This is a genomic window from Prevotella sp. CAG:255, assembly GCF_000431195.1.
Taxonomy (GTDB): Bacteria; Bacteroidota; Bacteroidia; order Bacteroidales; family Bacteroidaceae; genus Prevotella; species Prevotella rara.
In genome coordinates, this window is the sequence record NZ_HF986778.1 from 1 (window position 1) to 24,359 (window position 24,359).

Sequence of the window (24,359 nt, forward strand, 5' to 3'; positions counted from 1 at the left end):
GCCCCGCGACTTGCATGTGTTAAGCCTGTAGCTAGCGTTCATCCTGAGCCAGGATCAAACTCTCCACTGTAAAATTTCTTTATAATGTAATCAATACCCGAAGGCAAAGATTAATTTAATCTGCTCTGTAATGTACGCATTTCATTATCCAGTATATGTGAATTGCCATCTTTGCTAGAAATGAATCAAGCAATATGGACGGAACCCTACATGTTCTTCCCTTCATGTTTCTTATCAAGAAACGACTGAAGGCCTGTACTGTTTCTGTTGTATATGTAAACTTTTCAAAGAACTCTTTTCTTGTTCGCTATCACTATCGTTGTGAAAGCGAGTGCAAAGATAAGGGGTTTATTTTATTCTCACAAACTTTTTGAGGATTATTTTTCAAAAATATCAATTTTTCCACTCAAAATTGATATAAATCAAGCAAAACAGGATAATTCTTCGTAAAATCTACGAATTTTACACTAATTTTAAAAATTTAGTCTAAAACCCAAAAACAGATAAAAAAATTGGAGTTTTATTCATATAAAGAAGATATATTCTTTTTGATTTTCAAATATGCCATAATTCATTTTAGCCAAAATCTGTCATTAGGCCGCACATTGCATTACCAATTTTGTGCATTAATGCTTTCAGTCAGTCTTTTGTTTCTATTGGCATCTTCTTGTTCGCTTTTCCTGACATACCGAAAATGCACTCGATATAAAGAAAAATACAATCCAAATCATAATAACTGATTGGGGTTAAATAAAAAATCCGTTATCCGGAGAGACTCCTTCAAACGGATTTTTCTTGATATGTCTGGTTTTTATTTGTTCACCACTTTATATGACTTTACTTTCTTGCCGTCTGTAACCTTTAATATATATATACCCTGTGGCAGCGACTTGAAATCTTTTCCATTTTTCAGCAACACACCATCCACTGAATATATCTGATAACTTGCAGAAGCGCCATTCTCGATGTCAGCAGGACTTTCTATTGCAGTGGCAGAAGAAGATACAAACAAATTAATGTTGCGAGTCATTGTATACTCTGTCGTACCATCACCACAGAAAACAGGTATAGTGAAAAGTCCGTCGGCATTAATGTCCGGCTCTATGCTGAGCGTACCGTCAGAATTATCCATCACATTCCATCCGTCAGGACACTCATAGCCATAAAATGCCGAATTTTTATCAAAGCCAACAAACAAGGCATTTAAGTCAATCTTACTCTCAACACCAGGAAGAATCTGATAATTTGGTTCAGCCATCCAATTAAGATACTCTTCCAATGCTGTGTAACCTTCGGCATTAAGCGTATTATTATCTTCGAGATTCGGATTTAATCCCTTGGCCTTCTCCCACCAGTCTGGCATACCGTCGCCATCTGTATCAAAATCGGCACCGCGTGTCTCGCCTACTTCAGGGAAATAAACATATCCTTCAGCATCTGTCTCGCGGTCGATAAGTCCCAGTTTACCCGAAACACTACCCTTTGTACTTGTCGTGCCATTGTATGTCTCGCTTACCATGCGCATATCGTGCTCATCAAAATAAGGAAGATTGGCTCCGACGTCAGACAGAACCGACTTATAAGCATCCTTTGCATCCTGTATTTCAGCCTTGGAATCGAAGAAGGGCTTGTCTACGAACACCGTCCAATCAACCACCTGTCCCCCAGATGTCTCATATCTGTAAGTTTCGTCAAGCGCATCTTCTGTAACAGATCCGTCCTTATTTATTCTAAGATTGCCTTTAACATAATATGACTGCGAACCTGTGCCGGTGCCTTCAAGCTGTGCACGCAACAAGAAGCGCTGAGTGGTTGCAGGACCCATCTTATAATAGTTATTGACAAAGTTGCATTCATGTGTTCCGCCGTCTGTGGCACGTCCGCCCCAGTTATATACTACATTATTAAATACGTCATGATGTCCGGCATAACTTCCGGCTCCGTCAAGTCCGCCGCTCAAACTCCAGTTGCGCCCTTCGTTATGAACAAGAAGGTTATGGTGATAAGTGGCAGTGTCGCCGCCAATGGTAGCAGCATATCCGTGTGCCGCACCTGGACCATAATTAGGATGATTTGCCACGTTGAGGGCTTCAGAGATAAGAGTGCGCTGCAATGTGATGTTCTTGGCATTGCGCGAACTGAAAGCCTCGTCGATGGTCCATCCTACAGAGCAGTGGTCCATTATCGCATTATTGTTGCCGGCCATACCAAGACCGTCGAGTCCTTTTGCCTGATCAGCCACATCGTCATTATGATATCCACGGCGCATACGGACGAAGCGTGTGATGCCGTCGCTTGCCACACCGATAGGAGCACCACGGAAAAGGATACCTTTGCCGGGAGCTGTCTGTCCTGCGATGGTAACGTATGGGTCAGAACATGTCAGACGAGACTTAAGATTGATTGTTCCGGAAACATCGAATACTATAGTACGAGGACCGTCAACTTCAGTAAGTCCATATCTGAAAGTGCCGGGAACAGGAGCCTCTTCAGCAGAATAATCTTCAAGAGACGTTACATGATAAACACTTCCGCCACGACCTCCGATAGCATACTTTCCATATCCTTCGGCTCCGGGGAATGCTATGCGGCGCGGACGGAACGACCATACATCACTCGGATAGGCGTTACCTTCGGCATCAATCTCGTCAACACGCCAATAGTATGTATTAAGTGCCGACTCGGCGGCAGAGAGGTTGCTTACTGTGTAAAAGTCATCATTTGTCTCGCCGACCTTCACCAGCTGATCGGCTGATGTGCCCATATATACAACGCTGCTGACTGCTATCGGCGCTTTAGTCCACCTCAGTGTGAGCGAACCGTTGTCTGCATCGACATGATAGTCGAGATTTGCGGGATAAGGATCTAAAGCCGTTGAATTAGGATTCGACTCATCCAGCACAATACCACTGAGGAATATTCCGGAAGTACCATACGTAACACCTGCCTCTGGCTTTGACACAAAACTTACAGTTACGTCAGCACCCTCAACGGCATTAAACGTTATATAAGCCTGTCCGCTGGCAGACGGGCTTTCGGCCCTTGACGACATTATTATATTTTCGGCAACCTTTACGCCATCCACCAGCACGTCAATCGGTGCTACCGAAGAGATATTGCCGTCAGTAACATTGAGATATGCCAACAAGGAGTGGCTGCCGGCTGAAAGTCCCTTAAAGACAAGGTTCATCGTAGCACTCTCCGTTGTAAGCTGAGGAGTGTTGCCGTCGGAATCAAATCCATATACAGCCACACAGTCGCCTACAAGCTTAGAATGCTTGTTCACTCCGTCTTTCCACCAGTTAGATTTCAGAGTTCTGTTTGTAACCGACTGGTCGCCACAGTTGACAACAAGTGTCAGTTTGCGGGTTTCGTCGCCAGGCACTTCAATGTCTGTAAGAGTGTCAGCAACTGCCTTATCTACTGTCCATCCGATATATTTGTCCTCCGTGTCGCGCCCGGGATTAAGCGGAGCGTTATCAAAGTCGATACGCTGTGCCTGCGCTGACAAACTCAACGCACACAAAGAAGCTCCTATTAGCAAATGTTTTTTCATAAGATTAATAAAGTTAATAATTTATATTTATATAATAAGACTTGCTTCATTTTAACGGCGATATAGCCATAATAATAGACAAATCATAAATATAACGATTACGCATAAGTGTTGTAATCACACTTTGGAAAGCAGTTCCATGCTATTAACATTTTTTAATCCATCAAGTCTTATGAACTATTTTCAACAAATACATCTAAACATTATGCACATATTTTGTTTCGATCAGCAAAACAATTTTTTCAAAAAAACTCATCACTCATCACATTGACACGTAACGCAATAATCTTCAATGAGTTACAGCGTGACGAGTTGTTGTGACAACTCATCACGCTGTAAAACCGGATACACATTTTACGTATATAAAAACAGCAGGATTATGATGATGTGACGAGTTGAGTATTCAACTCATCACACGCTAAAGCATTGAATATTAGTGAATTAAGGACAATTGTGATAAGTTACGAGTTTCTAAGAAAAACTTTTTATGAATCATGCCGTACACGCAGGAGCAGGCATCTTGCATTGCAATATGTGGCATATCAGCAGGCTATAAGCCGTCAATCAGAATCCAAAAGGCCACATATTGCAGCATGCATAACAGGCAAAGTCAGAACATACACTCTGCCACTGCACCACAAGACCAATACATTATATTATATAGAGCAGAAGAATGTCACCAGGAACGGCACACTGAAATCAACCAAGAAGCCGTGAAATACAGACAGCATGACAAACTGCTGGCCTGAATAGCGCAATATTATAGGCAAAGTGGTGTCCATCGTCGTGGCTCCACCGGCAGAAATAGGAGCAAGTTTTCCGAAGAACTTAACCAGCAAAGGAGCACAAAGGAGCGCTATAAGTTCACGCGAGATATTAGCAAGGAGAGCCACCGTGCCCAGCTCAGCTCCACGATATTCTGTGATGAATATGCTTGACAATGAATAATAGCCGAACCCCGAACCGACAGCAAGACAGTCGGTAAAGCCGTGGCGCGGAAACAGGAATGAAGCTGCAGCGGTGCCTGCTAGGGTGCCTACAATGGTCATAAGAGGCAGAAGCATAAGCCGCGGATTGACCGAACGTATGCTGGCGAATATCTTAGAGTCGCTGCCTACGCTGACACCTACAAAAAACATCAGGGCGCACAAAGCACCAAAGCTGACGCTGCTATTGCCCACCAACGAGTCGGGGAGAATGTCGTTCATGCCGAAGACTATACCCAACACAAAAAAGCCGACGATAATAAGACTGTCTCTCATCGCTCACCGCTCCTTTCTGCATAACGCCATAAAGCCCATGCCAGAACGGCACTGCCCAACGTGCCTGCCACTGCAAGGACAAAAGCCTCGACGCCAAGCGACTTCAAATTACGTATTATCTCGGGGTTTGCTCCCACCTCTACTCCAAGCAGAAACAGAAGCACCCATATAAGGAACATTACAACGCGGGGCAAAAACGTCATGCGGCGGTTACGCAGCAAGCGCCCTAAAAGCATGCCTGAAAGCATGACCAAAATAACTGTAAACATTACGTCTGCAACTATCTTATAGTAAACCTAAGACCTAAATTAAGATTAAAGTTAAACGGCTTATCCTTATATATGTTAGACACACTGCTGCCGTTATCGAAATAATAACTTACACCCGGCTCCACATACAGACCCAGAAGGTTGCTGAAGTTGTACTGCACACCTGCGGCAGCATTCACCGACCACTGCGGCCTGCTGTCTTTCATGTCGGTCTCAGTGCGCTTCATTATTGTCTGGTCTGAAACATACTCCGTGCTCGAACGACCTGAAACGCAAAACTCGGCCATGGTGCCGGCAGAGGCATAAACCTCGAGGAAGTCAGTCTTCCAGATATCATAGTTCACACCCAAAGGTATACCTACATAATGAAGTTTCTGCTCTGTGCGGAATCCGCCTTCATCATCACCTGAAGCAATGTCAGACGACAGATAAGAATAGCTCATACCTGTCTCCACGCCAAGTCTGTCAAGCAACTTGAAACGCACAGACATACCGAGTCTGACCGGCTGGCGGTGTTTAACCTTCACCTCGTTCTCCTCTGTCTCGGCGGCTCTGAGGTTGTCGTTCATAGATGTAAGCATGACAAAATCCTTGTTCAGAACCGGATCAACGTAAGCGTTCATCTGCTGCTGAGACATCATGCCGCCATTAGAAGTGCCTCCAATAGACATGAAGTTGGCCCCATATACGCCTACCGACACGCCTGAGTCATGACGCTTGTGTGAACTGACAGCCAGCAGGTCATCATTGTCTGCACGATAAGACGACTGTCTGCGGCCGGAAGGCTGATGTCTCACTACAGACACCTCCTTCTTTGCAGTTTCAGCAGCTTTGTTTTCTTTATCTGCGGCCACACCGGCCTCAGCCACGAGGTTTTCGTCAGCAGTCTCTACCCTTACGCTGTCTACGGCAGCACGTTCTTTTGCTCTCTCAACTACAGCTGCCACTCCGGCCTTTAGCCTAGACAGCGCGGGCTGTACGGCATCGCCGGCTTCATCTGTAGACGCAGATTCATAAGCAACATTATCTGAAGACTTTGCGGCAGAAACGTCAGCCGACTTGTGAGACGCACTGCCCACAGACGCCAGCTCAGTAGGTGCAGGCTGACTATACTTAACCAGACCGACAACCAAGGCGGCACAAACGGCAGCTGCGGCAGACCATCGTCCCCAGAGAGGAACGATGCGTGCCCGGCGCTTGCTTGTGCTACTGTCTACGGCATCAGCACCTGCCTCGGCCATGGCAGACTCAATATCATCCCACAAGCCTTCCGGAACGGGAGCCTTTCTGTCGTCAAATCGTTTTCTGAGATCTTCTATCCATTGTTTTTCCATGACCTAATCATTTTTATGTGCTGTTTTATATTCTTTAATACGTTTTGCAAGCAGGGCCTTTGCCCTAGAGAACTGAGATGCCGACGAACTTTCGCCAATGTTAAGCATACGTGCAATCTCTTTATGACTTTTGTTTTCAAACACATAGAGGTTGAAAACCATTCGATAACCAGGAGGGAGAGACAAAATCAGCTTATTGATTACATCATCCGGCACGCCTTCCACTTCAGGTTCGTCGGCCGTGTCGGGCACATTCTCGCCATATTCAATAAAACTGTAAGTGGCGCTTTTTCTTATAAACTTCAACGACTCGTTGACCGTTATCCTTGCCATCCATGCCTTCAAAGAACCGTCGCCGCGATACTCGAATGTAGAGAGCGACATAAAAATCTTGATAAAGCACTCCTGCAAGACATCCTTGCGGTCGTTTTCGTCTGCGATATAGCGACCACACACGGCAGACAAATATTCTGCATATCTGTCATAAAGGAATTTCATTGCACCCCGGTCTTTCTTAACTACCATTTCGACGAGGTCGTTCTCTTTATATCTGCCGTAGTTTTTTGTCATTCTTTAATATCGAAAAGGCCTGCGCCAAAACACTCGGCGGGGCCTTTTCTGAAATATAATCAACAAACAATAATAATCCGGATTACTTAACACGCGATGAATATGCCGGCTTTTCGGCTATATTCGTGCTTCCGGCAGCCTTACGGCTGCAATAGTCGAACTGTATTGACTTCTCGCCGCTGAACGACTTATATTTCAATGTCAGTTTCACGGTCTTGCCTTCTGTGTCAGGCAGGTCGCTCAGGCGGAAAGCCACAAGGGCATCGCCCCATACTCCGTTGACATCGCCAAAGGCATTGTGACGGAACTCAACCTCATACGGGTCATCGGGATTAACTCCGGTGAACAGGTTGACGAAGTGTGCCACTCCATTGTTGCCCCAACGTGTGCGGAAACGCAGAGTGAGGTATCCGTCTTCGGCAATGTTTACCCAGTCTTTTACAATCTCTATCGGATCTTCACCATATTCAGCCTCGCCTTCTTCACCCGGATAAGGCACACCCTTCTTTGTCAGTATGCTGTCCATCCAGTTTATCTCTACCGACTTGGTATAGTCAGAGTTGACAGGCTTCACCTCTGTAAAGCATACCAGCGCCCTTACCTCCTTGTCGCCGTAAGGCGAAGTCTTCATGTTTGTGGGGAACAGCGTGGTGCTGTCGTCCAACTGAAGGTAAAAACCGTTGTCGCTTACGGGCTTCACCGTAACAAGCGCGTTGGGATAAGGCGGATAATACCAATAAACATCGTTGTCGTTGTCACAAGAGGTGATTGTGAAAACCGACATCATGGCCAACGCTATCACTGTAAAGAATTTCATTGCTTTCATAACATATTTATTATTTATCTTACACCAATGAAATCATCAAAGTGCATTTTACTTGCGTACCGTCAAATGTTTTTAAATTTTATTCACATTTTCAGGAATGAAAGCGGGCCATGATGCAGGAAATATGGCTAGGAAACGCCTAATTACTTCTTAATATTCTCTATCTCTATGCTCTCAAGGCTGCCTGTAACAGGATTGAGAACAATGCTCGTAAGCAGTTTCTTGTCGAAAAGTCCTTCGTCAAGAGCCACCACCTGACCAAACTGAGCGGCATAAAGCTCGTATGCAGCCCATTGTTCGGTGCCCTTAAACAGAGTAACCTTTATCTTTCCCGGAAGATTTACATAAAATCCGCCATTGTCCTTGGCCTTCTTCGTGCTGAGCAGATTTTCCTGAACAGACGGCATGATATGCTTGTCTTCAACACTTACATAATATGGATTGCCGCCAAGGTCGTCGGCATCGGTTATGCCCATCCACTTCGAGAAGCGGAACAGCAGCTGGCGGTCGGTTTCCTTGTTAGGCACAAACACAATCTCGGTTTCAATAGTGTCCTTAACGGTAACACCCGTAAAGAGCTGCATAAGTCCGCTCTCCTGCTCGTCAAGGTTGCGCATCATTATCTTGAGCTGCTCGCCGTCCTTAGGCATAAAGTCGGCCTGTCCCTTGCTCAGCAGGCTGCGGCTGTCGCGTATGTCATAAATCTCAAGAGCGCAAAGCTCAGCCATCTTGGCCGAACTGCCTGCCGAGAGAACATCCTCGTTCATATAGTCGCGCGGATTTAGCGGTGCAGGCTTCGGCGCAGGCTTAAACGGCACACGCTCCTTTATCTGCTTCGGCTCTGCATTTATGGCAAGCAGCACACCGTTATCGTCGAGTTCAAGCGTCTGTATATTATGTTTAGAGTCGACCGGAGCCACATAAAACTTAGACGTGTCGCGCTCGCCTTCAGAGTTAATGTCAAGTCCCAACATGCGGTAGGTAACAGATGGCTGCATGCTGACATTTCTCACCTTCATATATTTTTCGGCATAAACGGCAAACTCGCCCGGCGTATAGGATGTCTTTTCCATCTTCACCGTAAAGCGCAACTCGGTACGTGGAAGATAATACCCGGTTCCCTCTGCCACGTTCTTACCTTTCTGGGCAGATGCGGCATGAAGTCCCATTGTAAAAAGCAATGCACATGTTATCAGCTTCTTCATAATATCTCATTATTTTCGGTTCTAACTTATAATATATGGAAAAGGCAACGGCCATAAGGCCTGTTGCCGGTTAATCTTCCAGACGGCGGAACGCCTGTGGCAGATATCTGATGATGTCGCCTGCCACCATACTCTCCATTCCTATCTCTTTCGCAGCGAGGTCGCCGGCAAGTCCGTGCAGATACATTCCCAGCATACATGCGTCAGCCTGCCTGTAGCCACGCGCCAAGAGTCCTGTTATTATACCGGTCAGCACGTCGCCGCTTCCGGCTGTTGCCATTCCGGCATTTCCCGTAGAGTTGAAAACGATGTTTCCGTCAGGCATACACAAGGCTGAATTGTGGCCTTTGAGTATGATATAAGCCTGCAGGTGCTCTGCCATGTCGCGGGCATTGCTCAGGCGCTCATAGCTGTCGTTGAACCTGTTGCCCGACAAGCGCTCAAACTCTCTTGGATGCGGAGTCATTATTATGCCCTTGGGCAACTGCTGCAGCCATGCCCTGTGGCTTGCAAGGATGTTCAGGCCGTCGGCATCAACCACAACAGGAATCTGCGCACGGCGCACCTGACTGATAAATGCTATAGCTGCGCCTTCCTGCATGCCCAGTCCGGGTCCGATGCCTAATGCATCATAGTCAGCTGTCTCAACCGACTCTGAGAAGAAGGTTTCTTCCTTGTCGACATGCATTATGGCTTCGGGAACAGACATCTGCAGTATGTCGTTGTTGCGTCTTGGCGTGCAGACGGTCACTTTACCCACACCGCTGCGCAGGCATGCCTTTGTGGCAAGCACGGCGGCTCCGGCCATGCCATAGCTGCCGGCTACGATGAGCGCATGGCCCATGTCGCCCTTATGCGCAAAACAGTCACGATGCAGCAGGCGCGGTCTGAGGTCGTTCTCCTCAAGAATGCGATAATGTGATGTCATCTGCTCCATGCCTTCCTTGCTCAGCCTTATGTCGAGCATGCGAAGCTTGCCGATAAACTGTTGGTTCTCGGCAAAAAGGAACGACAACTTTATGTTTTGCAGTGTCAGCGTAAGGTCAGCCTTTATGATGTTTGCCCTTACGTTATAGGTGTTGTCCTCAGTCATCAGTCCTGACGGTACGTCGATGCTCACCACCGTAGCAGCCGACTGATTGATGTACTTGACAAGCGAGGCAAAGCCTCCGGCCAGCGGCTTGTTGAGCCCCGAACCGAACAGGCCGTCGATGACAAGCATGTTCTTTTCGAGTTTCGGAGGGTCAAACTCGTTCACCACCTCGTCAAACTTTCTTACAGCCCTGCATTCAATAAGCCTCTGCTTGTTGGTCTTGCAGTCTTCAGACAAGTTGCCGTTGATGTTGAACAGATAAACGCTTACATCATATTTCTGCTCAGCAAGCATCCTCGACACGGCAAGGGCGTCGCCTCCGTTGTTGCCCGGTCCGGCAAAAACAATCACCGGCATACCATTGCTCCAAGTTTCGGTAATGGCATGCGTTATCGATTTAGCCGCACGCTCCATCAAATCTATCGATTTAACGGGTTCGTGCTCTATTGTATATTTGTCAAGCTCACGAATCTGAGCACCTGTAAAAATCTTCATCAGTGCAAAAATACAAAATTAATGCCAATCGCTTATTAATGTTTGATATATTTTTAGTAATTTTGTGCCAAAATATAAAAAAAGCACTATGGACCCAATAACAATCCATGACAAAAAATTCAAGATTTCTTATCCCGAAGCCGAGATTATGAAGCGCGTCAAGGCGGTTGCAGACCGCATAAACAAAGACATGAAGGATAAGAACCCGCTGTTTCTGGCCGTGCTCAACGGCTCGTTTGTTTTCGCAGCCGACCTTATGCGGCTCATAACCATTCCGTGTGAGATTTCCTTCGTGAAGCTGGCCTCATATCAGGGCACAATGTCTACAGGAAAAATCAAGGAGGTTATAGGCATCAACGAGGACATCTCTGGCAGAACAGTAATAATCCTTGAAGACATTGTTGAGAGCGGACTGACAATGAAACGCATGATAGACTCGCTCGGAACGCGCAACCCCGAGTCGGTGCATATCTGCACACTCCTGCTCAAGCCCGAAAAACTTACGGTTGATCTGAACATCGAATATGCCGCAATGGAGATTCCTAATGACTTCATCGTTGGCTACGGACTCGACTACAACCAGCAGGGACGCAACCTGCGCGACATATATACTCTGGTGGAAGAGTAAGACAAAATAACATAAAGTAAAAAGATGAAAAATATTGTAATTTTCGGTGCGCCCGGTTCAGGAAAGGGCACACAAAGCGATCTTATGATTAAGAAGTACGGATTTGGCCACATCTCAACAGGCGACGTACTGCGTAACGAAATCAAGAACGAGACAGAACTGGGAAAAACTGCCAAACAATACATCGACAAAGGACAGCTTATTCCTGACGAACTGATGGTAAGCATCCTTGCAAGCGTTTACGACAGCTTCGGAAAAGAGCACAAGGGTGTCATCTTCGACGGCTTCCCCCGCACAATACCGCAGGCAGAGGCTCTGAAGAGCATGCTCAACGAGCGCGGACACAAAATTGCAGCTATGATAGAGCTCGACGTTCCCGAGGACGAACTGATGACACGCCTCATCAAACGCGGTCAGGAGAGCGGACGCTCTGACGACAACGAGGAGACAATAAAGAAGCGTCTCGACGTTTATCACAACCAGACAGCTCCGCTGATTGAATGGTACTCAAAGGAGAACCTTCATCACCACATCAACGGTCTTGGCGAACTCGATCGCATCTTCGGTGACATCTGCAATGTTATCGACAATCTGTAAATACGTAAGACATATTTATAATGTAAGAGGCTAAGGGAGCGCAGCTCCGTCTTAGCCTCTTATTTTTTTATTGGCAATCCGCATTCAGATACATAAAGATGCATGTAAATACTGCAAAATATTTTTGCATAACAAACACTGCATATAACGATAAAAAGCTCAACATCATTTGTTTATATGCATACACATTATGTCGCACACAATCAATCTTCAATTACAATATGACATTACAGAAATGTTTGGATTTTCTGACGAAATAGAAAAGCGAGGCGGACACAAGGACATGAAATGGTAAAGGATATTTACAAAGAGGAGAAAACGGGGCACTTTCTGATGATAAACCTATCGGTTTGGGGGCAAAAGTGGGCCGTTTTTGAATCATGAAAAGGCTGTTTTTAAGGCAAAATCCTGGCTTTTTGCGGCCGTTTATTGCGAAAATAATTGCACACTTTATGTTTTATATTGGCATTATGTTGAGCAACAAGGCGTTACATTTGCACACGATTTCGACAGTATTTGCGTACAAATATTTTTAATTTCTGAAAATGCCCGCTCTGGAGCGTCAGCGAGAATCAGTTTGAAAGGCAAAAGCTGTGTTTACATATCAGAGCGTCAAAAGATCATAGACGGAACTATACGGAATCAGCAACAGGGCAAAACAATATCAAAGAAATACTTAATTTTATTATCTGCACCGCTTATATATTGCACGTTTTGCAATAATTTCGTATTTTTGCAGCAAAATATTAACAAAGACGATAACAACATGCCGGAATCCAATTTTGTAGATTATGTGAAGATTTACTGCCGCTCAGGCAAAGGCGGAAGAGGCTCCATGCATCTTCGCCATGTGAAATACAACCCCAACGGAGGTCCCGACGGAGGCGACGGCGGTAAAGGCGGAAGCATTTACCTGCGAGGCAACCACAACTACTGGACGCTGCTCCATCTGAAATATCAGCGCCACGTGTTTGCCGAACACGGAGGCAATGGCGGACGTGACAAATGTCACGGCACCGACGGCAAGGACCAATATATCGACGTGCCGTGCGGAACGGTGGTGTATAACGCCGAAACAGGAAAGTATGTGTGCGACGTTACATACGACGGACAGACGGTGCTGCTGCTGAAAGGCGGCCGCGGCGGACTTGGCAACTTCCAGTTCCGCAGCGCCACCAACCAGGCACCGCGCTACGCTCAGCCGGGCGAGCCGATGGAGGAAATGACGATAATATTAGAGCTGAAGCTGCTCGCTGACGTGGGACTTGTTGGATTCCCCAACGCGGGCAAGAGCACGCTGCTGTCGTCGCTGTCGAGTGCGCGCCCAAAGATAGCCAACTATCCGTTCACCACGCTTGAGCCGTCGCTCGGCATTGTGAGCTATCACGACAAACAGTCGTTCGTCATGGCCGACATTCCGGGTATAATCGAAGGTGCAAGCGAGGGCAAGGGTCTCGGTCTGCGATTCCTGCGCCACATAGAGCGCAACTCGCTGCTGCTGTTTATGGTGCCCGGCGACACCGACGACATAAAGAAGGAATATGAGATACTGCTCAACGAGCTGCGCAACTTCAACCCCGAGATGCTCGACAAGCACAGAGTGCTGGCCGTGACAAAATGCGACCTGCTCGACGACGAGCTTATAGAGATGCTGCGCGAGACTACGCCCGACGACATCCCCGTGGTGTTCATATCTTCCGTAACAGGTCAGGGCATCAACGAACTGAAAGACGTGCTGTGGAAAGAGCTCAACAGCGAGAGCAACAAGCTGCAGGACATTACAGCCGAAGACACGCTGGTTCACCGCGACAAAGACCTCAGCACACTGCCGCAGGAACTGCTTAAAGAGGGCGAGGACGAGATAGTGTTTGTTGATGATGAAGACATTGAGGATATCGACGACTATGAGGACCTTGACGATGTTGAGTATTTTGACATTGACGAAGATAAATAAGAAACATAAGACAAGAGCCGCATGACATGCCGCAACGGCAAACATGCGGCTCTTTTATATAAACCAAAAACACTTTTGCTATGATGAAGCCACAGCTTACATATTATGACATATCGCCCGACACGACGGCATTCAGCACAACGCGCCACGGCGGACACAGCACCGGAAACTATGCGGAGCTGAACATAAACAGATATTGCGGCGACAACCCTGAAGACATTGAGAAGAACCTTGAAGCCCTATGCCGTGAACTCGGCGTTGACAAGGAGCGTGTCATTATGCCGCACCAGACTCACGGCACGGAAGTGATGCAGATAGGTGCCGACTTCCTGTCGCTGTCGGCAACGGTAAAAGGAATGATTCTTGAAGGCGTCGACGCCCTGATAACCGACGTAAAGGACGTGTGCATAGGCGTGTCTACCGCCGACTGCATACCTATATTAATATACGACTATGCACACCACGCTGCAGCTGCGGTGCATGCAGGATGGCGCGGAACGGCAAAGCGCATAGCATGCAAGGCTGTAAAGATGATGGAGGTGTCGTTCGGCTCACGTCCGGAAGACCTGACGGCTGTTATAGGACCGGGCATATCGATAGACGCCTTTGAAGTAGGCGACGAAGTTTATGCCGAATTTGAGGCTGCCGGATTCAACATGGCCGACATAAGCCGCAAGGAAGACAGATGGCACATCGACCTGCCCGAATGCAACCACAGGCAGCTGGCAGCCATGGGACTGAAGGAAAACAACATAAACTTGTCGGGGGTATGCACCTACAACAACAGCAACGACTATTTTTCGGCGCGAAAGCTCGGCACTGAATCAGGCAGAATATTCACAGGAATAATATTGCGCTGACACCTAAGCCGCAAAGAAAATGTCTGAAGGCATACTGAATAAAACAGTAAAGGCCATATCCCGGAGTGAATGGGATATGGCCTTTACTGTTGACATGATGCGGAAGGGCGACGATTATTCGCCCTCCTCCACCGTCTCGCGGTTAATCTTGTGACGGTCGATGATGCGCCACACATAAACTATATATGCAAGAACAAACGGTATGAGCAGCGACACTACAGACATGACGCTGAGCGTAAACTCGCTGCTGCAGCTGTTCTGAATGGTCAGACTGCTCTGCAGGTCAACGGCAGAAGGATAATACGCCGTGTTGTTAAGTCCGGCACACAGCAACAGACTCAGCACTACCAACACTTCACCAATGCCGGCTGTCCATATACCTGAATTGAAACTGGTGTCGAAAACAGTACGCCCCGTTCCGTAAAGAAACAGCACAACGCCCACTACAAGCATAACAGCCAGCGGCCACAAAGCAAGGAAGTTTGAAAGATACTTGCCATTTTCGACAAAGATGTTGCCTGTTGCAGGGTCGTAAGCATATCCGTCCTTCACAAGGACATAAATAAGGAAAGCCAGGAATGTAACGAGAAACAGCAGCAGATTAATACGCAGCAGCTTTCTTGAGCGCTGGCGTATGTATATGTCAGAGACGCTGTTCACCGTATAGAGTATACCTGTAACCCTCGCAAGGAACATGACGGCAAGTCCAAGTACAATGTTCCACACATCGAGAAGGGCGTCAAGGCCGTTGCTGACGTTAGCCCAGCTGCTTATCACGGGCGACAGTCCGTTGGTGAAGTTTGCCTTCTCAACAACGAAGTTAGAGCCTGTGAAGAATGTTGCCACGGCAACACCAATAAGGAACGGAGCCACCCATCCGTTGATGACAAGGAAGGTCTGAAAGGTCTTTACGCCAAGAATATTTCCGAGCTTTTTCTGAAATTCGTAGCTGACAGCCTGCAGCACGAAGGTGAACAGGATGATAATCCACAGCCAGTAGGCACCGCCGAAACTCGTACTGTAGAACAACGGAAACGAGGCAAAGAAAGCTCCGCCGAACGTTACAAGCGTGGTGAAAGTCAGTTCCCACTTGCGGCCGGTAGAATTAACCAGCATTCCACGCTCAACATCGTTGCGCCCGAGAGAAAAGATAATAGAGTTTGTTCCCTGAACAAACATCATGAAAACGAGCAGCGCTCCAAGCAGCGACACCAGGAACCACCAATATTGTTGCAAAAAAAGATATGTCATAATTTTCTTTGTTTTTATCGTTCATGTTTATTATTGACGCAGTTATGGTCTGGCAGCAACATCAGAAAACTCCGGACCTTGCTTTATGGCCTTGCACATAATGTTGATTTCAACCACAAGCAGAAGCGTGAACAGCACGAGGAACATAAAGAACGTGAAGATAACCGACCCTGAGCTGATGTCAGACACGCCTATCCATGTGGGCAGCATGTCCTGTATTGCCCAAGGCTGACGTCCGAGTTCGGCCAGCACCCATCCCGACTCGCTTGCCACATAGGCCAACGGCAGAAGAACAAGCCATGCAATATGCAGCCATTTGAGACGCAGAATGTCCTTACGGTATACAACAAACAGCGTTACGGCAAAGGCTAGGATGAGCAACATGCCAAGACCTACCATAATACGGAAAGACCAGAAGCACACTGGTATGTAAGGCACTATCTGGTCGGGATTGTCCATATATCCGTAACCGATGTATTTAACATTGTCCTTAATCAGTGCACCATACTTATCTGCCTCGGCTGCTTTACCGTTTTTCTTGGCTTCGCGGTATTTGCCTATTGCATCGATGGCGACCTTTCCGCGCTCCGACTTTTCCGCAAAAGACAATGCAGTCGTACCGTCATGCTGCGTGTATCCGCCCTTAATGATGTCGTTTATGCCAGGCACAAAGCCGTTTAGGTCTCTCGTTGCCAGCACAGAGAGCATCTTGGGTATTGCCACCTGCAGAGGCAACTCTTCAGAAGCGGCATAGTCGGGTTGCCTGAACGGATTTATTAAGGCCACAGCCGTAAGCGGCGCACCTTCTTCACCGTCATACAGAGCTTCCATTGCAGCAAGCTTCATGGGTTGTGTCTTTGCCACCATATATGCAGAATTGTCTCCTGTATAAGCTGTAAGCAACGTTGCAACAAGTCCTACTATTGAGGCGATCTTTATACTGCTGACAGCAAACTTTCTTGTTCTGGCGGCAGTAGCCTCGGGCATTTTGCCGCTATTGGCCCTGATAAGATAATAACAGCCGACCGCCACGGCAAACACTGCACCGACAATCCAGGCTGAAAGAACTGTGTGGAAAAACTTGTCTATGGCAAAAGGCGACAGAGCCACATCTGCAAAAGACGTCATCTCGTTGCGCATCGTGTCAGGATTGAACACCTGCCCTATGGGATACTGCATCCATGCGTTGGCAACAAGAATCCACCACGCTGATATCGTAGCGCCAAGTCCCGTCAGCCATGTCGACGCAAGATGAAATCCGTCTGACACCTTGCCCCAGCCGAAGAACATTACGCCGACAAACGTAGCCTCCATAAAGAAAGCCACAATGCCCTCGATGGCCAGCGGCGCACCGAACACGTCGCCTACGAGCCACGAATAGTTACTCCAGTTTGTGCCGAACTCAAACTCAAGGATAAGTCCGGTTGCCACACCCATGGCGAAGTTTATACCGAACAGCTTCTGCCAGAAGCGCACAGTGTCTTTCCAGAAGACGCTCTTTGTGCGATAATAGCAGGTTTCCATCACTCCCATAATAAGCGCAAGTCCGAGCGTCAGCGGCACAAAGAGCCAATGGTATATGGCTGTAAGTGCAAACTGAGCTCTCGACCAGTCGACGGTCCCTGCACTAATGCTCAATAAAAAATCTGTCATACACTTTATTTTTTAATAGTTACTAATCTTGCTCTGTCAATCTGCACCGGTCATACGGCTGCTTATATAGTCGGCCTTACTGCCGCCCGCAGCCTTCTGGCTTAGCACGTCAGGCATGAAAAACAGCTTCACGACAAGAAATATTATCACAAGCTTTATGATAATGACAAGCCAAAGCTTCTTTCCTATGTCCATCGAGGTGAAACCGCTGTAATAAAAATCGAAAATCTTGCGCAACATATCCGTTTTATTTCATAATATTAGATATTCAGTACAAATAACCACTCTCAATGCTATATTCACGACAAAATGTAAACGCCGAATTAGCATAAGGCAAGTTAATTTCAACAAAAATACACATTAAATTTTAATTTTGTTCAAAAACACGGCAAAATTGACAATAATAGTTTTTTTATTTCAATAAATGCTTTGTCTTTTAAGATAAAAAATCTACTTTTGCAATTAAATATGCCACTATGGCATTCAGTTTAATAATCATGATTAATTTAAAACAGAATTTAAAATGAAAAATAAGAAAATTATAATAATCTCAGCTGTCATTGGTGTACTTCTACTCGGTGGAATAGTTTACCTGTCTATAAGTCTGCAGCAGCAAAAGCAGGCTAACAGGGACATGCAGGAACTGGCCGAACTCGACAAGAAAGAAATGGAAAACGAGTATCAGCAGTTTGCCGACCAGTACAGCGAGATGAAGACTCAGATAAACAACGACTCTATCATAGAGCAGCTCACGCAGGAGCAGATGAAGACAGAACAGCTGCTGAAAGAGCTGAAGAACGTGAAGGCTACAGACGCACGCGAGATAGCACGTCTGAAAAAGGAGCTTGCAACATGCCGCGCCGTCATCAGAAGCTATATTCTGGAAATAGACTCGCTCAACCGTCTTAACCAGAACCTTACAGCAGAAAACACACGCGTGAAGGGACAGTACGCCGAGGCAACAAGACAGATCGAAGGTCTTAATGCCGACAAGCAGTCGCTTTCAGAGAAGGTCGCCATTGCTGCTCAGCTTGATGCCACAGGCATATCACTGACAGCCAAGAACAAGAGAGGCAAGGTTACAAAGAGCCTGAAAAAGTGCAAGACTCTTCAGGTAAACTTCAGCATAGCCAAGAATGTTACAGCCCAGAGCGGCATGAAGACCATCTACGTGCGCATAACTACGCCAACCGGCTCTGTGCTCACCAACGGCGGAACATTCAACTATGAGAACCGCAGCCTGCAATACTCAATGAAAAGAGACATCGAATACACCGGCAACGAGACTGCTGTAACAACATACTGGAACGTAAACGAGTTCTTGAGCAACGGTACATACAACGTCAGCATATTTGCCGACGGAAACATGATTGGTTCTCGCAACTTCTCATTTAAATAAGCCCTGACCTCAGGATCATCAAGAAGAATTAACCGCTATTCGTTTATGAAGAATGTTGCTGCCATATTTCTCCTGATATGCGCCCCTGCCACAGCGGCGGCGCAACAGGTGCTATCGCTCGACAGTTGCCGCGCCATGGCCTTGCGCAACAACAAGCAGATAAACATTGCACGGCTTAAGAAGGACGTGGCGCAGAACACACGGAAAGCCGCACGCACAAAATATCTGCCACACGTTGACGTGCTCGGCGGATACGAATTCATGAGCAAGGAGATTTCTCTCCTCAACAATGAACAGAAAGGCGTGCTCGGCAACCTTGGCACTACAACTGCCGGCCAACTGGGCAACACCGTATCGTCTGCAATAACGGACATGGTTAGCCAGGGCGTTATAACACCTCAGACAGCCGAAGCGCTTGGAAATATAGCCAACAAGATAATGCCCGGACTGGAAAATGCAGGCAACGCCATAGGAAAATCCATAAGCGACGCTTTCAGGACCGACACGCGAAATATCTTTACGGCATCTGTCATGGTGCGCCAGCCGATATTCATGGGCGGAAGCATCGTTGCGGCAAACAAGATAGCCGACATAAGCGAGCAACTGGCTGAAAACGACATAACGAGCAAGACGCAGAACACGATATACGACATCGACAATGCCTACTGGACCGTGGTGTCGCTGAAACATAAGGAGAAGCTGGCTAACAGCTATCTGAACCTCGTGAAGAAACTGAGCGGCGACGTTGAAAAAATGATACGCGAAGGCGTTGCCACCAGAGCCGACGGCCTGAAGGTTGACGTGAAGCTAAACGAGGCTGAGATGCAGCTTCTGGAAGTTGAGAACGGAGTGTCTTTGGCAAAAATGCTGCTCTGCCAGCTGTGCGGCATGCCGATCAGCAAGGACATAAGGCTTGAAGACGAAGATAAAGAAGACGCATTCAGCAAGGTGGAAATGACACCATTGGTTGACACGGATGCCGCCAAGGAGAACCGTGCAGAACTGAAGATGCTGCAGAATGCGGTTGACATAAGCAAACAGACAACAAATATAATCAGAGCCGCGTATCTGCCGCAAATAGCGCTCACCGCAGGCTATCTTGTAACCAATCCCAACCTTTACAACGGATTCGAAAAGAAGTTCTCCGGTGTATGGAATGTCGGGGTGATAATGAGAATACCTGTATGGAACTGGTTTGAAAGTTCATACAAGATAAGGGCCAGCAAGACTGCCACGACGATAGCCATGCTCGAGCTCGATGAAGCACGCGAGAAGGTGGAACTGCAGGTGAACCAGAGTTCATTCAAAGTGAGCGAAGCCAACAAGCGGCTCAACATGGCAAACAAAAATACAGAACGTGCCGACGAAAACCTGCGATGTGCCAACCTCGGCTTCAAAGAGGGCGTAATGGACGTTACGGATGTCATGACCGCACAGACGGCATGGCTGCAGGCACGCTCACAGAAGATAGACGCTGAAATTGATGTTAAGCTGTCACAGCTCAACTTAAAGAAAGTTCTTGGAGAATCATTATATTAGAAATCATGACAAAAAAATCACAACATAACAACATCTTGCTTACAATAACCGGATTTGCCATAACCGTCATTATTGTAGGAGTTATAGGTTTCTTTGCTTTTGGCAAGACAACTGAAACGATACAGGGCGAAATTGAAGTATCTGAATACAGGGTGTCGAGCAAGGTGCCCGGGCGCATTCTTGAACTTAGAGTCAAGGAGGGCGACTATGTAAAGGTTGGCGACACGCTGGCCATAATAGACGCTCCTGACATTGAGGCCAAGAAGAAGCAGGCTGAAAGTGCTGAAGACGCTGCTGCCGCCATGAACGAGATGGCTGACAGGGGCGCACGTCAGGAACAGATACGCGGAGCCTACGAGATGTGGCAGCAGGCCAAGGCCGGACTTGACATTGCAAAGAAGTCATACGAGCGTGTTCAGCGTCTGTTTGACGAAGGTGTCATGAGTGCCCAGAAACGCGACGAGGCATTTGCCAACTATAAGGCGCTCGAAGCTCAGGCAAAGGCTGCCAAGAGCCAATACGACATGGCAGTAAACGGCGCACGCCGCGAAGAGAAGCGTGCAGCTGCGGCTCAGGTGAACAGGGCAAAGGGTGCCGTACAGGAAATAAACTCATACATACACGAAACCGTGCAGATAGCACAGGTTGAAGGCGAGGTAAGCAGCATTTATCCAAAAGTGGGCGAACTTATCGGAGCCGGCTCTCCTATCATGAGCATATCAATAATGAGCGACCTGTGGGGTACATTCAACGTGCGTGAAGACCAGCTCAACGGACTCAAGAACGGCGACACATTCACAGCATATTGCCCGGCTTTCAGCAAAGACCTGAAGATGAAGGTCTACTACATCAAGGACGAAGGCAGCTATGCCGTATGGAAAGCCACAAAGAGCAACGGACAGTATGACTTGAAGACTTTCGAGGTGAAAGCCCGTCCTGTAACAAAGCTTGACGGACTAAGACCGGGTATGTCGCTAATAATTAAAAACAGATAAAACCAGAACGTGGGTAACAGTGTCAGCATAAGGAACATCATCAGCGTGGCATGCAGAGAATGCAGAATATTGAAGAAGAATCCGATGTATCTGTTCTGCATGCTGATATTTCCCGTTATTGTCACCATATTTTTTACTTCACTAATGAGCAACGGGCAGCCGACCGACATGCCCGTTGGCGTAGTAGACCTCGACAATACATCTACCACACGCTCAATAATAAGAAAGCTGGACGCATTCCAGACAACAAAAATCGTAAAACGGTATACTAACGTAAGCGAGGCTCGCAATGCCATACAGCGCAACGAGATTTATGCCTTCCTGTATATTCCCGAAGGCACAACGTCTGAGCTGCTGTCAATGAGACAGCCTAAAATATCGTTCTACTACAGCTCCACCTCACTTACTGCCGGAGCGCTGCTTTACCGCGACCTCAAGACCATATCTACGCTTGGCTCTGCCGGGGCAGCGTCGTCTGTGCTGCAGGCAAAAGGACTTACAGAAAGCCAGATTATGAGTTTTCTGCAGCCTATCGTCATCGACCTGCATACGGTGAACAATCCCGCCGTAAACTATAGTATCTATCTTAACACGATGATTATTCCGGGCTGCCTTATGCTCTTCATCTTCCTGATAACGGTCTACTCGATAGGAACGGAACAGAAATTCGGCACATCGAAAGAATGGATGCAGACAGCCGGCAATAACATTCACAATGCACTCATCGGCAAGATATTGCCACAGACGCTGGTGTTCCTGGCCATATTCTATGGCTACATGATGTATGTGTTCGGCATATTGCAGTTTCCTCATCCCGGCGGACTGCCGGCTATACTGCTGCTCGGCCTGCTTTCAGTCCTCGCGGCTCAGGGCTTCGGCATATTTGTCTTTGGACTCACGCCGTCGCTCCGCATGTCTATGAGCATATGCAGCCTGTGGGCCGTATTGAGTTTCTCGCTGTCGGGCACAGCCTTTCCGCTGTCTGCCATGTCACCGGCAATAAAATCAATAGCCCAGTTGTTTCCACTACGGCACTATTACATGATTTATCAGCTCAATATCTTCAACGGCTATCCGCTTGCTTACTCGTGGATAAACATAACGGCAATGGTATGCTTCATTATGCTCCCCGTGCTGGTTGTATCCAAGATAAAGAAAGCCGCCTTAGAATATGAGTACTTGCCTTAAGCGCTTTTAACTGAAGATAAAAACAGAAGAAGAATTAAGATATAAAACCTGATGAAAAAAGCCAAAAGCTTAATACAACAGATCAATGAGGGCATACACGACATGTGCTACATCTGGGCTGAAGAGATGAAAACCACCTGGAAAGACGAGGGTGTGCTTATCTTCTTCATCCTAGTGCCGCTGCTCTATCCGCTTGTATACTCGTGGATCTACACCAACGAGGTGGTGCGCGAGGTGCAGGTGGCTGTGGTCGACATGTCGCACAGCAATCTCAGCAGGCAGTTCATCAGACAGTTTGACGCGTCACCCGACGCCAAGATTACATATTACTGCAACAGCCTGAGCGAAGCAAGAGACCTTGTGGGCAGGCAGGAAGCCTCGGGCGTACTGTATTTTCCAGAAGACTTTCAGACCAACATCAACCGGATGGAGCAAAGCCATGTCAACGTGTTCTGCGACATGAGTTTCATGCTCTACTACAAAGCCATATTCCAGACAGCCACTGCTGTAGCCGGAAACATCAATTCAGAGATACAGATTCAGCGCGCCGGCAACACCACCGAACGCGAGAACGAGATAACGATAAAGCCGCTTGACTTTGACGAAGTGCAGATATTCAACACAACTGGAGGATACGGCAACTTTCTTATACCAGCGGTGCTTATACTCATCCTGCAGCAGACTCTGCTGCTTGGCGTAGGTCTGTCGGCAGGAACCGCAAGAGAGAAGAACAGGTTTAAGCAGCTTGTTCCCGTAAGCAGGCATTACAACGGCATATTCCGCATCGTGCTTGGCAAGTCGCTGTGCTATCTTATGATTTATGCCGTGATATCAGCTTACATCACTCTTGTTGTACCACGCATATTCGGCTTCACGTCGCTGCTCCATGCCGGCGACCTGGCATGCTTCATGCTGCCCTATCTGCTCTCATGCATATTCTTCTCGATGATTGTCTCATGCGCCGTGAGATACCGCGAGAACATCATACTTCTGGTTGTATTCACCTCACTGCCATTCCTGTTTGTGTCAGGAGTGTCATGGCCGCAGAGCGCCATACCGGAGTTCTGGCAATGGGTGTCTAACCTCGTTCCTTCAACCTTCGGCATACGCGGCTTTGTCAGAATGAACGGCATGGAGGCACGCCTTGGCGATGTGCTGTACGAATACAGGGCACTGTGGATTCAGGCTTTCGTCTATTTCCTCATAACGTGCCTGCTTTACAGACGCCAGATAATAAAGACGCGACGAAAGGAAATTGAAAGACTAAGAACTGAAAGAAACTATGAAACTGCCGAAACAGAAACGGCAGAATAGACATATAAAATGCAAACAAAGACGCACATAAAAAATGTATGTGCGCAAAATCAATAAGTTAGCATAAAAATAAACGGAAGTCGGGCATGCACTTGCATGCTGACTTCCGTTAAATTTTTATCTGCTATCAGGCCGAATATGTCTTTATATGCCGCAAGCAGACTGAGATTTTAATCTGTCTCTTTGTTTTCCGCAGCCCGCTTGCCGCTGCATTGTCCTGACATAACCAGAGCCATGCCTAAAGGACATCGAGCCAGAACCGCATATAATAATCACAGCCCATAAGCCATCAGCGTTCAGACGGCATCATGGCGTCAGCTGTTCTTTACCTCAACAATCTTTGTAGGCGCCTGCTCGGCATTACGGCGGGG

20 protein-coding genes are annotated in these 24,359 nt (G+C 47.3%); 9 read left to right on the forward strand and 11 right to left on the reverse strand.

What is annotated here, in order from left to right; genetic code table 11:
• Positions 1-811 precede the first annotated feature (811 nt).
• The 8 genes from QVO66_RS02520 to QVO66_RS02555 all read right to left on the reverse strand — a co-directional run bounded on the left by QVO66_RS02520 (position 812) and on the right by QVO66_RS02555 (position 10,610).
• Positions 812-3,556, reverse strand: coding sequence for a T9SS type A sorting domain-containing protein (locus tag QVO66_RS02520; RefSeq protein ID WP_021853820.1), 2,745 nt, complete (start codon positions 3,554-3,556; stop codon positions 812-814).
• A 656-nt stretch (positions 3,557-4,212) separates the two neighbouring features.
• On the reverse strand, positions 4,213-4,818 hold the full coding sequence (locus QVO66_RS02525) for a lysine exporter LysO family protein (RefSeq protein WP_021853822.1): 606 nt from the start codon (positions 4,816-4,818) through the stop codon (positions 4,213-4,215).
• Positions 4,815-5,087 carry a LysO family transporter gene (locus QVO66_RS02530; RefSeq protein WP_021853823.1) on the reverse strand — a complete coding sequence of 91 codons (273 nt, stop codon included), beginning with the start codon at positions 5,085-5,087 and terminating at the stop codon, positions 4,815-4,817. The genes QVO66_RS02525 and QVO66_RS02530 overlap by 4 nt, the downstream gene beginning before the upstream one ends.
• An 11-nt stretch (positions 5,088-5,098) precedes the next feature.
• Entirely contained in the window at positions 5,099-6,421 is a 1,323-nt protein-coding gene (locus tag QVO66_RS02535) for an outer membrane beta-barrel protein (RefSeq protein ID WP_021853824.1), read from the reverse strand.
• Positions 6,422-6,424: 3 nt separating this feature from the next.
• The gene (locus QVO66_RS02540) at positions 6,425-6,991 is read right to left on the reverse strand and encodes an RNA polymerase sigma factor (RefSeq protein ID WP_021853825.1); all 567 of its coding nucleotides are present in this window, start codon (positions 6,989-6,991) and stop codon (positions 6,425-6,427) included.
• Between the two features lie 82 nt (positions 6,992-7,073).
• Positions 7,074-7,817: a NigD1/NigD2 family lipoprotein gene (locus tag QVO66_RS02545; RefSeq protein ID WP_021853826.1), complete on the reverse strand. Its 744-nt coding sequence runs from the start codon at positions 7,815-7,817 to the stop codon at positions 7,074-7,076.
• A 143-nt stretch (positions 7,818-7,960) separates the two neighbouring features.
• A complete protein-coding gene (locus QVO66_RS02550) occupies positions 7,961-9,022 on the reverse strand; it encodes a DUF4831 family protein (RefSeq protein ID WP_021853827.1) in 1,062 nt (353 codons plus the stop codon).
• Positions 9,023-9,092: 70 nt separating this feature from the next.
• The gene (locus QVO66_RS02555) at positions 9,093-10,610 is read right to left on the reverse strand and encodes a bifunctional ADP-dependent NAD(P)H-hydrate dehydratase/NAD(P)H-hydrate epimerase (protein WP_021853828.1); all 1,518 of its coding nucleotides are present in this window, start codon (positions 10,608-10,610) and stop codon (positions 9,093-9,095) included.
• 88 nt (positions 10,611-10,698) lie between these two features.
• Between QVO66_RS02555 and hpt the strand changes: the two genes are divergently transcribed.
• The 4 genes from hpt (at position 10,699) to pgeF (ending at position 14,649) form a co-directional block, all read left to right on the forward strand.
• Positions 10,699-11,238, forward strand: coding sequence for a hypoxanthine phosphoribosyltransferase (gene hpt / locus QVO66_RS02560; RefSeq protein ID WP_021853829.1), 540 nt, complete (start codon positions 10,699-10,701; stop codon positions 11,236-11,238).
• Positions 11,239-11,262: 24 nt separating this feature from the next.
• On the forward strand, positions 11,263-11,835 hold the full coding sequence (locus QVO66_RS02565) for an adenylate kinase (protein ID WP_021853830.1): 573 nt from the start codon (positions 11,263-11,265) through the stop codon (positions 11,833-11,835).
• A 766-nt stretch (positions 11,836-12,601) separates the two neighbouring features.
• Positions 12,602-13,789, forward strand: a complete 1,188-nt coding sequence (gene obgE / locus QVO66_RS02570; RefSeq protein ID WP_021853831.1) for a GTPase ObgE — start codon at positions 12,602-12,604, stop codon at positions 13,787-13,789.
• Positions 13,790-13,869: 80 nt separating this feature from the next.
• Positions 13,870-14,649 (forward strand): peptidoglycan editing factor PgeF, encoded by a 780-nt coding sequence (gene pgeF, locus QVO66_RS02575; protein ID WP_021853832.1) that lies wholly within the window; start codon positions 13,870-13,872, stop codon positions 14,647-14,649.
• A gap of 114 nt (positions 14,650-14,763) precedes the next feature.
• Here the strand turns inward: pgeF and cydB are convergent, their stop codons facing one another.
• From cydB to QVO66_RS02590, 3 genes are read right to left on the reverse strand one after another with little or no spacing between them, the layout of a single operon-like run.
• Entirely contained in the window at positions 14,764-15,900 is a 1,137-nt protein-coding gene (cydB, locus tag QVO66_RS02580; protein ID WP_021853834.1) for a cytochrome d ubiquinol oxidase subunit II, read from the reverse strand.
• Between the two features lie 42 nt (positions 15,901-15,942).
• Positions 15,943-17,553 carry a cytochrome ubiquinol oxidase subunit I gene (locus QVO66_RS02585; RefSeq protein WP_021853835.1) on the reverse strand — a complete coding sequence of 537 codons (1,611 nt, stop codon included), beginning with the start codon at positions 17,551-17,553 and terminating at the stop codon, positions 15,943-15,945.
• A 36-nt stretch (positions 17,554-17,589) separates the two neighbouring features.
• Positions 17,590-17,793: a DUF4492 domain-containing protein gene (locus QVO66_RS02590; protein WP_021853836.1), complete on the reverse strand. Its 204-nt coding sequence runs from the start codon at positions 17,791-17,793 to the stop codon at positions 17,590-17,592.
• A 283-nt stretch (positions 17,794-18,076) separates the two neighbouring features.
• Here QVO66_RS02590 and QVO66_RS02595 point away from each other — a divergent pair, with 283 nt between their 5' ends.
• From QVO66_RS02595 to QVO66_RS02615, 5 genes are all read left to right on the forward strand, one after another.
• Positions 18,077-18,952, forward strand: coding sequence for a hypothetical protein (locus QVO66_RS02595; RefSeq protein WP_021853837.1), 876 nt, complete (start codon positions 18,077-18,079; stop codon positions 18,950-18,952).
• Between the two features lie 45 nt (positions 18,953-18,997).
• Positions 18,998-20,491 carry a TolC family protein gene (locus tag QVO66_RS02600; protein ID WP_021853838.1) on the forward strand — a complete coding sequence of 498 codons (1,494 nt, stop codon included), beginning with the start codon at positions 18,998-19,000 and terminating at the stop codon, positions 20,489-20,491.
• A 5-nt stretch (positions 20,492-20,496) separates the two neighbouring features.
• The gene (locus QVO66_RS02605) at positions 20,497-21,486 is read left to right on the forward strand and encodes an HlyD family secretion protein (protein WP_021853839.1); all 990 of its coding nucleotides are present in this window, start codon (positions 20,497-20,499) and stop codon (positions 21,484-21,486) included.
• 84 nt (positions 21,487-21,570) lie between these two features.
• Positions 21,571-22,674 (forward strand): ABC transporter permease, encoded by a 1,104-nt coding sequence (locus tag QVO66_RS02610; protein WP_287603767.1) that lies wholly within the window; start codon positions 21,571-21,573, stop codon positions 22,672-22,674.
• 51 nt (positions 22,675-22,725) lie between these two features.
• The gene (locus tag QVO66_RS02615) at positions 22,726-23,988 is read left to right on the forward strand and encodes an ABC transporter permease (RefSeq protein WP_021853841.1); all 1,263 of its coding nucleotides are present in this window, start codon (positions 22,726-22,728) and stop codon (positions 23,986-23,988) included.
• Positions 23,989-24,359: the final 371 nt, after the last annotated feature.